A 12,070-nucleotide genomic window follows, 5' to 3' on the forward strand; every position below is an offset into this window, starting at 1 on the left:
TCTCGGTGAGACGTCAGGCTGCGCCTGGTCTGGTCGATCATGTCGAGGTGGAGTCGCCGCTTCTCGACATGGCCCACCTCGTCGGGGCGGTGAGCCCCGGAGGCAGTCTCCGCCCTACCGCCGGTGTCCGCCCGCGCGCTGGGTTGCTACTTCCTTGTCGCAGCGCGGGTGCAATGGACGGCGAGGGCCAGGGCGATGGTTGCGGTCAAGGTGATGGCGGCTTCGGGGAGGGGGCCGAGGCGGGTGGCGGTGGTGGTGTCGGTGTTGAGCGGGACGGACGCGGTGAGGACGTCGCGGGTCCAGAGCCCGGTGGCGGCGGTCACCGTCCCGTCCGGGGCGACGATGGCGCTGATGCCGGTGGTGGAGGCGACGAGGGTGGCGCGTCCGTGCTCGACGGCGCGCAGGCGGGACATGGCGAGCTGCTGCTCGGGTTCGGCGACGCTGCCGTTGCGCATGTAGGTGGCGTTGTTGGTGGGCACGGCCAGCAGGTTGGCGCCGGTGCGCACCGCGTCGCGCACCTGGCCGTCGTAGGCGACCTCGTAGCAGATGGAGGTCGCAAGCCGGACCGGGCCGGCGTCCAGGCGGACGGGGCCGTCGCCGGGCACGAAGTCACGGGGGACGAGTTGGAGGTCGCCGAAGCTGCCGAGGAGCCAGCGGGCGGGGATGTACTCGCCGAAGGGCACCAGTTGTTGTTTGGCGGAGTAGGGGCCGGGGCCGTTCTCCGGTGTCCACAGCAGGCTGGTGTTGCGGATGCGATTGTCCGGGGCGTCCAGAATGGCACCGACCACGATGGGTGCGCCGACCTCGGCGGCGGCCCGGTTGATGCCTTCGCGCAGGTCGGGATCGGTGCGGGGGTCGCGGTCGGTGGCGTTCTCCGGCCAGAGCACGAGGTCGGGTTGGGGTGCGTCGCCGGTCCGGATGGCGTCGGCGAGTTCGCGGGTGGCGGCGATGTGGTTGTCGGCGACCTGCCGGACACGGGCCTGCTCCTCGACCGAGCGTCCCCGCGGCACATTGCCCTGGACGACGGCGACCGTGGCCCGCTCCTGTCCGTCTCCCGAGGCGGACGGCACGAACAGCGTGCCGGCGGTGGTCGCCGCCACCGCCGCGAGCAGTGCGACGGCCGGGGCACGCACGGCGCGCGCGCCCGTGGACGGCGGACGGTGCTGTTGGCGCAGACGCAGCAGCAGGGCGGCCAGGCAGGCGGCGGTGAGCGCGACCAGCGCGCTCACGGCGGGGGCGCCGCCGACGGCCGCCCAGCCGAGGGTGGGCGCGTCGGCCTGGCTGAAGGCGAGCCGTCCCCAGGGGAAGCCGCCCAGTGGGACGCGGGAACGGACCGCCTCGACGGCCACCCACCAGGCGGCCGTCCACAGCGGCCATCCCCGCAGCCGGGTCAGCGGCGGCACCGCGCAACTCGACGCGCCCAGCAGCAGGGCCTGGACGAGGACCAGCGCCGCCCAGGGCAGCACGCCCAGGTTGGTCAGCCACAGCAGGAGAGGGCCGAAGAAGGCCAGGCCGAAGACCGTCCCCAGCCCGAAGGCGGCCCGGGGCCGCCGGTCACGCAGCACGAGCAGGAGCATCGCCGGCCCGACGAACGCCAGGGGCCACCAGCCCAGTGGTGGGAACGCGGCGGCCAGGACGAGCCCGCCCCCCGCCGCCAGGGCGGCGGGGCGGGCACGCCCGGCCGAGCGGGAAGCGCCGGGGAGATCGGGCGACGCGGTATCAGTCGGAACGTGGTCAGTCGTGGTCACAGGCGCAGGAGTCTCCACAGCAGCCACCGGCGGACGCGCTTGAGCGACGCTGACCGGACGTAGCAACGGACAGGGGAATCAAGCCTCGCCCGGCACCCGGCGGAGAGCTTGGCACGGGGATCAGCCGGCTGACGGCGGGGGTCGGGGCGCGCAGCGGCGGGTGGTGGGGAAGGCGGGTGCGGCGGCCGGCGCGGATGCCGTTGGCGATGACCAGGACTTCGGCCAACTCGTGGGCGGCGACCACGGCGGTAAGGCCCAACACGCCGGTCGCGGCCAGGGGGACGAGGGCGACGAGGATCGCGCCGGAGAGCAGCAGGTTCTGGGTGAGGATCCGGCGGGCGGCGTGGGTGTGGGCGATGGCGTCGGGCAGGCGGCGCAGGTCCTCGCCGAGCAGCGCGATATCGGCGGCCTCGATGGCGACGTCGCTGCCCATGGCGCCCATCGCCACGCCCGCGTGGGCGGTGGCCAGCGCCGGGGCGTCGTTGATGCCGTCGCCGGCCATGGCCACCGGGCCCTGGGCGGACAGCTCCCCGACGATGCGCGCCTTGTCCTCGGGAAGCAGCTCGGCATGGACGTCGGCGATGCCGGCCTCGGCGGCGACGGCCTCGGCGGTGCGGACGTTGTCCCCGGTGAGCATCACCACCCGAATACCGCGCTGCCGCAGGGAGTTGACCGCCTCGGCGGCCTCCGAGCGGATCTCGTCCCGGACGGCGACGGCGCCGATCAGCGTCGAGTCCCACTCGACGAGGACCACGCTTGAGCCAGCAGCCTGGAGCCGGTCGACCTCGCCGGCCAGCGGTCCCGGGGCGATGAAGCCCGGTTTCCCCAACCGGGCCGGGCGCCCCGCCACCATGCCACGCAGCCCGTGGCCAGGAACGGCCTCGACATCGACCGCCGGTACCCCAGACGGCGCGGCGGTCAGGATCGCGGCGGCCAAGGGATGTTCGCTGCGGGACTCCAACGCGGCGGCCACCTCCAACACGCGCCCCTGCTCCTGCCCGGGAGCCGCCAGAGTATCGATGACGGTCGGCTCGTTGCCGGTGAGGGTGCCCGTCTTGTCCAGGGCGACGACCCTGACCGCACCCAGCGCCTCCACGGCGGCGCCACCCTTGATCAGCACGCCGGCCCTGGAGCCGGCGCCGATCGCGGCGACCACCGCGATGGGCACGGAGAGCGCGAACGCACAGGGCGCCGCGGCCACCAGCACCACCAGCGCCCGTTCGATCCACACCTCCGGATCGCCCAGCAGGCTGCCCAGGCCGGCCACCAGCGCGGCCAGCACCAGCACCCCCGGCACCAGCGGGCGCGCGAACCGCTCGGCCAGCCGCTGGCCGGCGCCCTTGCGCTCCTGCGCCTCGTGCACGATATGGACCAGGCGGGCCAGGGAGTTGTCCTCGGCGGTGGCGGTGACGGACAACTCCAACGCCCCGGCGCCGTTGACCGTGCCGGCGAACACCTCCGCACCCGGACCGACCTCGACCGGCAGCGACTCGCCGGTGACCACGGAGACATCCAGCGCACCGCGCCCGGAGACAACCAGTCCGTCGGTGGCGATCCGCTCCCCCGGACGCACCAACAGCACGTCACCGACGCGAAGTTCGTCGGGGCTGACCTCGGTCTCGACGCCGTCACGCAGCACCCGCGCGGAGGGCGGCACCAGATCGAGCAGCGCGCCCAGCCCGTGCCGGGTGCGGGCCAGGGCGTAGCCCTCCAGGCCCTCGGCTACGGAGAACAGAAAGGCGAGCATCGCGGCCTCGCCGTACTCCCCCAACGCCACGGCCCCGGCGGCGGCGACGGTCATCAACAGCCCGACACCGAGCCGCCCGCGCAACAGGGCCCGCAGCGCTCCGGGTACGAACGTGGCCGCACCGACCAGCAACGCGGCCAGCACCAGCCCGATGGACCAGCCGCCAGGCGCCGGCCAGGAGGCCAGCAACAGCACACCGGAGGCGGTCGCGGCACGCAGCTCGATGACCTGCCAGAGCGCCGCCGGGGCAGCCGAGGACGTTGGGCCGCGTTCGGCGGGCGGCGCGGGGGAATCCGTGCCGCAGCAGGCGTCAGCCATGGCGGGCCGCCCCCTGGCCGGCTATCTCCGTGTCCTCGGCCCCGTTGTCGTCCCCGGAGCAGGCGTAGTCCTCCGGGCCGCATGCCTCGCCGGACGCGTCCTGGCGGTCGACCAGCAGCACCAGATCGGCCAGGGCGGCCAGCGCATGGGCCAGCTTGGGGTCGGCCAGCTCGTACCGCACCCGCCGGCCCACCGGCACGCCCCGCACCAGACCGCAACCCCGCAGACAGGACAGGTGGTTGGAGACGTTGCCCCGCGTCATGCCCAGCCGCTCCGCCAGATCCGACGGGTAGGCCGACTCCTCCAGCAACATCAGCAGCAACCGGCGGCGGCTCTCGTCCGCCAATGCCGTCCCGACCCGGGCCAGCGCCGCCGCGTCCACGGCCACAGCGGGGCCGCCCTTCTGTGTGCTCATCACACCCACAACGATACAGTCAGCAGTGAATTCAGCAATGGGTGTAACGACGTGGGAGGAGTCACGGAGGCGGACTCGACGCCGAAGACGTGACGTGGGGGCGCAGGAGCGTGGACACCAGCGCATACCCACGCGCCGTCAGCGCGTAGATCACCAGGCGGCCCTCTCGACGAGATACGGCCAGGCCGGCGGTGCGAAGCTGCCGCAGGTGGTGGGAGACGAGGTTCTGCGCCTGGCCCACGACCCAAGCGAGGTCGCAGACGCAGAGTTCACCACCCTTGGCGAGCGCCTTGGCGTCCGCGGCTGCTCGTTCCAAGGCGGGCGACGGCGGCATCGTCGCCCGGATCTCCTCGGCGACCGGCAGATCCAGCAGAGCAGGTCGCAGGAATCCCGTCAGGGCCTACAAGCACCCGGGGCGCCGGGTGAGGACATGGCTGAGGTTGTTGACCAGGCCGGCCCGATCGACCGGCGCCACGGAGCGAACGGTGACGCCAAAGGGGTGCGGCGAAGGCCGCCACCAACCTGCTGGCCTCCGCTGAGGACAGCCTCGGAGTCCTCGGGCGCCCAGCAAGTCCTCGACCCGTTACGGGACATTCCACGCCGACCCATGGCCGCAGCTCCGAACCGACCGGGCGCTGTGGTCGACGCGCGGATCACAAAAAACCTCAGTCGTTCGGGAGGTGCGGTTGTTCGTGCGTGCGGAATTCAAGGGAGGACCTTCCTTGACACGGCACGCATCAAGGAACTCTCGCAGCGGAAAATCGGCGCGGGGAATCACGGGAAGGGGCCGAACAGAATGTTGTACGGGTACGGTCGGTGCATTGTCGTCACATCGTCGGGACGTTCACCAAAGGGCGTCGACGAGTGTGGATACGGGGATTTCCGCATTCCTGGAGAATGGTCGGCGGGCGCGTGCTCGCCCGGCCGAAACATCGGGGAATTCCCATGGCTGTGCCCGCACCCGGAGGGATGCGGCCTCCGACTACGAGGTACGCGTCAGCGTCAGACGGGAACGATGTTCTCGGCCATCGGACCCTTCGGGCCTGACGCGATGTCGAAGGTGACCTTCTGCCCTTCGAACAGCTCGCGCAGGCCTTGGGCGGCGATGTTGGAGAAGTGGGCGAACACATCGGCGCCGCCGCCGTCCTGCTCGATGAAACCGAAGCCCCTGGCCGCGTTGAACCACTTCACAGTGCCGGACGCCATGTCATATCTCCTTTGGGGCAGTACGCCGGTATCCGCGGTCCGCGGATACCGGGTCGCCGCGATGATGCCCCGCCCGGAGGGTGACCGGAAACACAGAACGCTCCCGGTGACGGAAAAGACCGAGGGGGCGTCCAATTTTCGGGAACCACAACTGCAACTGACATTGACAGTAGCAGGCGGGAAGGACGCGGGTCCGGTCGATTCCGGCACCCTGCTCAGGAGGGTAGGAACACTTTCCACGCGGCACAGCAAATCCTCGTCCGGCGGCCACAGGTATTGGTATGTCCGGGGCGCCGCGTTTCTGGAGCGGTCGGTCGCCTCCCCCGGAACGCCCGGACGCGCGCGTCACAGCAGACCGCCGCCCCGGGGTGGGCGAAGAGAACCGCCTGCCAGCGTCAGCTGGTTCCCAGGAGGATGGCCGCGTAGTGGGAGGCGAAGGCGGCGATGGTGAGCGCGTGGAAGACCTCGTGGAAGCCGAACCAACTCGGTGAGGGATCGGGGCGCCCGAGCCCGTAGACGACGGCGCCCGCGGTATAGAGCACGCCACCGGCGATCATGAGCACGACCACGGTGGTGCCGCCGGTGCGCGCGAAGTCGGGCAGGTAGAAGACGGCCGCCCAGCCCAGGGCGATATAGCAGAGGGTGTAGAGCCAGCGCGGTGCGCCGATCCACCAGACGCGGAAGGCGATACCGGCCAGGGCCCCGCCCCAGACCACGGAAAGCAGCACCTGCCGCTGTCCGGTGGGCAACAGCATGACGGCGAGCGGCGTGTAGGTGCCGGCGATGATCAGGAAGATGTTCGCGTGGTCCAACCGCCGCATCACGGCCTCCCCCCGCGGGCCCCACGTTCCCCGGTGGTACAGCGCACTGGTTCCGAAGAGCAGGCAGGCCGACAGCGCGTACACCGAGCAGGCCGCCACCGCCGCCGCCGAGCGCGCGAGGGCGATCAGGACAACACCGCCGACCAGCGCGAGGGGGAACACCCCGGCGTGCAGCCAGCCCCGCATCCTCGGTTTCAACGCGGCCGTCGTGCGCTCCAGCCCGCTTTCCGGGGCGGCGCCTGTCAATCGGGGTGTCGGGTCGGCGGCGGGCGTGCGCTCATCCGTGGAATCGGCGGGAACGGCTGGAACGGGGGCAGGGGAGACGGCGGACGGCCGCGAACCGCGGGTCATGTGCCGGTCGTGGGCTGGGACTGGGACGCTTTGCGGTGGTGTTCGGCGTTGATGCGCCGGGCTTCCTCAAGTTGGTCCTCAAGGATGATGATGCGGCAGGCGGCCTCGATGGGGGTGCCCTGGTCGACCAGTTCCCGGGCTCGGGCGGCGATGCGCAGTTGGTAGCGGGAGTAGCGGCGATGGCCGCCCTGCGACCGCAGCGGGGTGATCAGGCGGGCTTCGCCGATGGCCCGCAGGAAGCCCTGGGTGGTTCCGAGTATCTCGGCTGCCCGGCCCATCGTGTAGGCGGGGTAGTCGTCGTCATCGAGACGGTCGAACGAGTCGTTCGCTGTCATCGCACCTCTCTGTGAACGCGTCGAGGGGTCCTGGTGCCGGACGGCACCAGGACCCCGAAGGAACTGCTTTACCATCTGCCGGCCTTACCGCTGTGCCGGCCTTCTGTATCCGCAAACCCGACCGTGACGCTGCCGGGGATGCGGGGATCGCGGTTGCTTGACCGGAGACCACCTCACTATCGATGTCCTGCGGTACCCAGGCCCTGAACCTCAGCCCGGGCGATCCTGATGGTGCCTGGCTCCTCCGTTACTCCCTCTTGGATCAATCACTTACCTACGGGCGGTACCGCTCGGCGGCCTGCCGTAGCGCCACCTTCGGCAGCGGGCCCGTCGCCCGTCCTGCGTCTACCCTGGCGTGGGGTCCCGCTGTCCAACCTCCCGGTGCGCGCGTCCGCAGCCGACGCCTTCACCGAGGTTCCACTCACTTCACTGCTGTGCACTGTGATCCACGCCTGCCACTGCCGCGTGGGCCACGGCGGTGCGCACGGTGGCCCCTGAACACCACGGGCCACCCGATGCGGGAGCCAGCCCCGTCGCCCTCCTGCGACAACCTGGCTTCGGAACTCCACTCCCGCGCCGTCCTACGAACTGCGACCGCGGTACTGCTGCTCGGCAGTTCATCATCTGCCGCGCCCTGCTCGGTCTCGACTACGAGAGAACCATAACCACGAGCACAACCCAATGTCTACTGCGGCCGGCATAGTTTTTCGCGTGTTCGGCAGCGAGGTTATCGACCTCGAACAGCGAATGCCCGAACGGTGACGGAAGGAGGCAAACCGGGTTGGCGGGCCACATGACGGGCACAGGCCACGCACAGACGACAGCGGGCACTGACGGTCCGGAGGCCGGGGGCGCCTGATGGACACGGCGCGCGTCAACGTCGCGAGTCCCGCTCCGCGGCACCCGTCGCCCGCGCGCGCGAGGGTGCCCGGGACCTCCCGGAGCTCGTCACCGACGCCCTTCGCCATGGCGGCGGCGCACGCGCACCCCCGACCTCCACGCGATCGTCGGCGCGGATGCGTTCGTCGAGTTCCCGCACCGCTCGGATGGTGTCGGCGGTGTCGTCCGGGTCGATCAGCCGGGCCTGGTAGGGCATCTTGTCGACCAGGATGGCGCCGCCCGACCTGGCCCGGGGTACGACTACCTCCCAATAGGCCGTGTAGTTCAGGTAGTCAGCGTCGATGAACGCCAAGTCGTAGGCGGGCTCGGCGGGCATGGATCGCAGCGTGTCCAGTGCCGGGCCCAGCCGCAGGTCGATCCGGTCCCCGACGGCCTCGTTCACCGAGCCAACCGGCGCTGCTGCGACCCGACTCCGCCCCGCGGTACAAGGACGGCGTCGACACGGTCGTTCGCCGACGTTGATGGTTGACACGCGTTCTCGACGCTGCCGACCTATCCCCGTGGACAGTTCAGGGGCTCCTCGGCCCTCGTCGTTGCACCGCGTCGGCGATGACCGCCGTCACGAGCTTGTTGACGACCGCCGTGGCCGGCGGGTCGGAGTCGCGGTCCGCGAAGAGGAGATGCCCGCCACCGACCAGGGAGAGGGTGAGCGAATCGATGTCGGCGTCGGCCGCGATGCGGCCCAGTTCACGCTCGTCGGCCAGGTAGGCGGAGACCGCCGTCGTGGCCTGGGCCAGGATCGCGATGCCGCCTCCGGGCCTCGCCTTCCGGAGTCGTGCGCGCAGCTCGTCCCGGAAGGTGATGAGCGGGATGATCGCCACCGGGATCGGTCCGAAGAGGATGGTCAGCACGCTGGTGAGGTTGTCGGCCACCGTGCCGGTGCCGGCGGACTCGCGCAGTACACCCGCCTGCCTCTCAAGCCGCGCGGCCCGGTCGAGCACGAGGTCGGCGAGGAAGGCGTCGAAGTCGCTGAAGTGCCGGTGCAGAACGCCTTTGGCGCAGCCCGCCTCGTCGGTGACGGCCCTGCTGGTCAGCCCGTTCGGCCCGTCCCGCAGCAGCACGCGTTCGGCGGCGTCGAACAGCTGCCGCCGCGCATCGCGAAGGTGTGTCCCGGTCGGCACTCACAGGTCCTCTCGTGCGGTCCGCCCTCTGGCGCCCGTTGCCTAGTGGGCATGCGCCCACTAAGGTGGGCGCATGCCCACCCTATCGCGAGAGCAACCAGAACCGTCCCCGGCACAGCCGCACGAGGCCCGGCGGATGGCCGAGTCGTTCGGCGTGGACGCGCAACGCTACGACCAGGCCCGGCCCGGCTACCCCGACGCGTTGGTGGCACGGATCGTCACCGGCAGCCCCGGGCCTGACGTGCTCGACATCGGCTGCGGCACCGGCATCGCGGCCCGACAGTTCCAGGCCGCGGGCTGCACCGTGCTCGGCGTCGAACCCGATGCGCGGATGGCCGACTTCGCACGAGCCCATGGCCTGCGGGTCGAGGTGGCGGCCTTCGAAGCCTGGCAGCCGGCCGGCCGGACGTTCGACACGGTCATCGCCGCCCAGTCGTGGCACTGGGTGGATCCGGCCGCCGGCGCCGTGAAAGCGGCACGTGTGCTGCGTCCGGACGGACGGCTGGCGATCTTCGGGCACGTATACGAGCCGCCCGCCGAGGTGGCCGAACCCTTCGCCGCCGCCTACCGTCGGGCGGCGCCCGACTCCCCGCTCAGCGGCCAACCGGCCCGACGCCCGCTCGACTTCTATCAGGCGGCATACGCGAAGTCCGCCGACAGGATCCGCGAGACCGAACAGTTCAACGATCCCGAACAGTGGCGATTCGACTGGGAACAGTCCTACACACGCGACCAATGGCTGGACCTGCTCCCCACCACCGGCGGCCTCACCCAACTCCGCCCGGAACAGCTGGCCGAGATACTGGACGCAGTCGGCAACGCCATCGACTCCCTGGGCGGGCGCTTCACCATGCGGTACACCACCCTGGCCACAACCGCCGTACGCGCCGGCACCCCCTGAAGCCCAGCCACCAAGACGCCGCCGACGCGGGAATCCGCCCAGCGGTTGCTCACGCCGGATACTTCTCCTACTCGCCCCCTCGTTCTGGTCGCGACGTTCTCCGTGAGTCGCTGTATCCCCGGTGGTTTCCCTCGGGTGATGGTCCGGCAGCCCGCTCTTTGACCTGAACGATGCCCGGCTCCCGGGGACCACACACCGGCCACGCCACGAGTCAGGGCACGCGCACCACACGCCATGAACCGCACATACGCCTCCCGCAATGATCTGGGGGGAAGGGTCGACGGTTCAAATCCCGCCGTCCCGCACGGTGTTACGGCCCCGTCGGTGATGTACCACCGCACCGTGCCCCTGTCTCCTTTCAAGGTCATGAAGGGAGTGAAGGGCGATAGCGTTGGGGACCGCGGAGCACCGGGCAGGGGGAGAGTGGGCCTGGCCCGGGTCCATGAGGGAAGGGGCGTGTGGGGTACATGCAGGGAACACTGCTCGGCGATCGCTACCTTCTGGTGGAACGCATCGGCCGGGGCGGCATGGGCGTGGTGTGGCGGGCCCGGGACCAGCGGCTGCGCAGGGAGGTCGCGGTCAAGACACTCAGCGGCCTTGCCATCGGGGAGGAGGTCTCCGTCGAGGAGGCGCGGCGGTTCGTGCGTGAGGCCGCGGCGGCGGCCGGGCTCAACAGCCCGCATATCGTCACGGTGCACGACTCCGGTCAGGCCCGGGTGAACGGGCACACCGTGCTCTACCTCGTGATGGAACTTCTCCGGGGCCAGCCGTTGAACCGCCGGCTGGAGACAGGGTTACCTCGGCTGAGCGAGCTGGGAACGTGGACCGTGCAGATCTGTGCCGCGCTCCGGGTCGCCCACGAAGGCGGGGTCGTGCACCGTGATCTGAAGCCCGAGAACCTCTGGTTGTGCGAGGACGGGCGGATCAAGGTGCTGGACTTCGGGATCGCGCGGTTTCTTGAGGGCACCTCGGATTTCACCACCGTCACGGCGACCGGCCATCTGATCGGCACGTTCGCCTATATGTCGCCCGAACAGATAGATGGCCGACCTCCCAACGGAAGCAGCGACCTCTACTCTCTCGGCTGCGTGCTGTACACGTTGGCCACCGGAGGCCCACCGTTCGGTACCGGGCCCAAGGCCGCCCTCCTGCACGCCACGGAACGGCCGGTCCGGCCACGACAGGTTCGGCCCGATCTGCCGCCCCACTGGGACGCGCTGATCATGGACCTGCTGGAGAAGCAGCCCGACCGACGGCCACGGAGTGCCCAGGACGTGAGCCGCCGGATCGAACGCTGGGCCACGTCGGACGGTACTCCCCGCGATGTCCGGCACACGCCGTCGGAGGTGGCCCCGGGGGTCGACGCCGCGCGGCGACATGTGATGCCGACGATTCCCGAGGCGCCGGCCGAGACCCCGCCACTTCGCGCGCCGGGCCCCGAGGAGGACGCCGAGTCGGACTGGCTGCCGAGCCGACCCGAGGACCGGCAGACGCGTGCCCGCTACCGCGAGTTGGCGCAGAAACGCGTGTTGGTCCGAGGGGACCTCCCGTCCGGTGCGCTCACCGCCAGGGAGCAACGGGCCATGCGCTTCATGGGGAGCATCGGACTCGGCATCGGAGTCCTCGCCTCCCTGCTGTGGTTCGGCGGATACGACTTCGCCCTGTCGGCCACGGTCACCCTCGCAACCGTTGTGATCGCCTGGTGGTGGTTCGGCCGCTATGTGCGATATCGACCGACGGGGACCGGGGATGACATCGACTGGCAGGTCGGGCTGGTTCTTCTCTCGGTCCCCGCCGCGTTGATCGTCGGTTGGATCGGAGCATGGCCCGCACCGTGGTGGGCCCTGGTACTGCACACCCTCTGGGTGCCCTTGTTCAGTCTGGCCGTCGGTGTCCTCTCCATGGTCGTCACGGAACTCGGGCTCGATGACATGGACCATGTGCCCAACGGCAGTGGCGTCATCTTCGTTTCCCTGCCGCAGGCGGCACGGGTCGCCAACGCCGCCGGATGGGCGATCGGCGGGACCGGGGCCGGACTCCTGCTGGCCACGGGTGAGGCATGGTGGGTGGCGCTCCTCAAGGGTGGCGGTATGTGGTTCGCGGCCACGGTCGCGATGACGATCGTCGTCGGTATCAGCCGGAAGGCTGCCGCGCCCTGACGGTGCGGGGGCAAGGGCCAAAGGGCTCGGTGGACGTGCCCGGGCCGG

The 12,070-nt window shown here is 70.7% G+C and carries 11 protein-coding genes; 2 read left to right on the forward strand and 9 right to left on the reverse strand.

Annotated features, from left to right (window positions below; translation table 11 throughout):
- Window positions 1-146: 146 nt before the first annotated feature.
- The 9 genes from lnt to AOM46_RS30475 all read right to left on the reverse strand — a co-directional run bounded on the left by lnt (window position 147) and on the right by AOM46_RS30475 (window position 8,962).
- On the reverse strand, window positions 147-1,748 hold the full coding sequence (lnt, locus tag AOM46_RS30435; protein ID WP_234314129.1) for an apolipoprotein N-acyltransferase: 1,602 nt from the start codon (window positions 1,746-1,748) through the stop codon (window positions 147-149).
- Window positions 1,735-3,813, reverse strand: coding sequence for a cation-translocating P-type ATPase (locus AOM46_RS30440; protein ID WP_062217838.1), 2,079 nt, complete (start codon window positions 3,811-3,813; stop codon window positions 1,735-1,737). Before AOM46_RS30440 ends, lnt begins: the two co-directional genes overlap by 14 nt.
- Window positions 3,806-4,228, reverse strand: coding sequence for a metalloregulator ArsR/SmtB family transcription factor (locus tag AOM46_RS30445; RefSeq protein WP_062217841.1), 423 nt, complete (start codon window positions 4,226-4,228; stop codon window positions 3,806-3,808). The genes AOM46_RS30440 and AOM46_RS30445 overlap by 8 nt, the downstream gene beginning before the upstream one ends.
- Window positions 4,229-4,289: 61 nt before the next feature.
- Complete coding sequence (locus AOM46_RS30450; protein ID WP_107080220.1) at window positions 4,290-4,562, reverse strand: metalloregulator ArsR/SmtB family transcription factor; 273 nt, start codon at window positions 4,560-4,562, stop codon at window positions 4,290-4,292.
- Window positions 4,563-5,230: 668 nt separating this feature from the next.
- A complete protein-coding gene (locus tag AOM46_RS30455; RefSeq protein ID WP_062217844.1) occupies window positions 5,231-5,434 on the reverse strand; it encodes a cold-shock protein in 204 nt (67 codons plus the stop codon).
- A 395-nt stretch (window positions 5,435-5,829) separates the two neighbouring features.
- Entirely contained in the window at window positions 5,830-6,606 is a 777-nt protein-coding gene (locus AOM46_RS30460; protein ID WP_199824093.1) for a hemolysin III family protein, read from the reverse strand.
- The gene (locus AOM46_RS30465; protein WP_062217850.1) at window positions 6,603-6,941 is read right to left on the reverse strand and encodes a MerR family transcriptional regulator; all 339 of its coding nucleotides are present in this window, start codon (window positions 6,939-6,941) and stop codon (window positions 6,603-6,605) included. The genes AOM46_RS30460 and AOM46_RS30465 overlap by 4 nt, the downstream gene beginning before the upstream one ends.
- An 874-nt stretch (window positions 6,942-7,815) precedes the next feature.
- Window positions 7,816-8,223, reverse strand: a complete 408-nt coding sequence (locus AOM46_RS30470; RefSeq protein ID WP_062217853.1) for an O-methyltransferase — start codon at window positions 8,221-8,223, stop codon at window positions 7,816-7,818.
- Between the two features lie 127 nt (window positions 8,224-8,350).
- A complete protein-coding gene (locus AOM46_RS30475; protein WP_062217856.1) occupies window positions 8,351-8,962 on the reverse strand; it encodes a TetR/AcrR family transcriptional regulator in 612 nt (203 codons plus the stop codon).
- Between the two features lie 73 nt (window positions 8,963-9,035).
- Here AOM46_RS30475 and AOM46_RS30480 point away from each other — a divergent pair, with 73 nt between their 5' ends.
- Both AOM46_RS30480 and AOM46_RS30485 read left to right on the forward strand, forming a co-directional pair.
- A complete protein-coding gene (locus AOM46_RS30480; RefSeq protein ID WP_062217859.1) occupies window positions 9,036-9,863 on the forward strand; it encodes a class I SAM-dependent methyltransferase in 828 nt (275 codons plus the stop codon).
- A gap of 467 nt (window positions 9,864-10,330) precedes the next feature.
- Entirely contained in the window at window positions 10,331-12,022 is a 1,692-nt protein-coding gene (locus AOM46_RS30485; RefSeq protein WP_158920799.1) for a serine/threonine-protein kinase, read from the forward strand.
- Window positions 12,023-12,070: the final 48 nt, after the last annotated feature.

Source organism: Streptomyces sp. NBRC 109706 (assembly GCF_000974485.1).
Classification (GTDB): Bacteria; Actinomycetota; Actinomycetes; order Streptomycetales; family Streptomycetaceae; genus Streptomyces.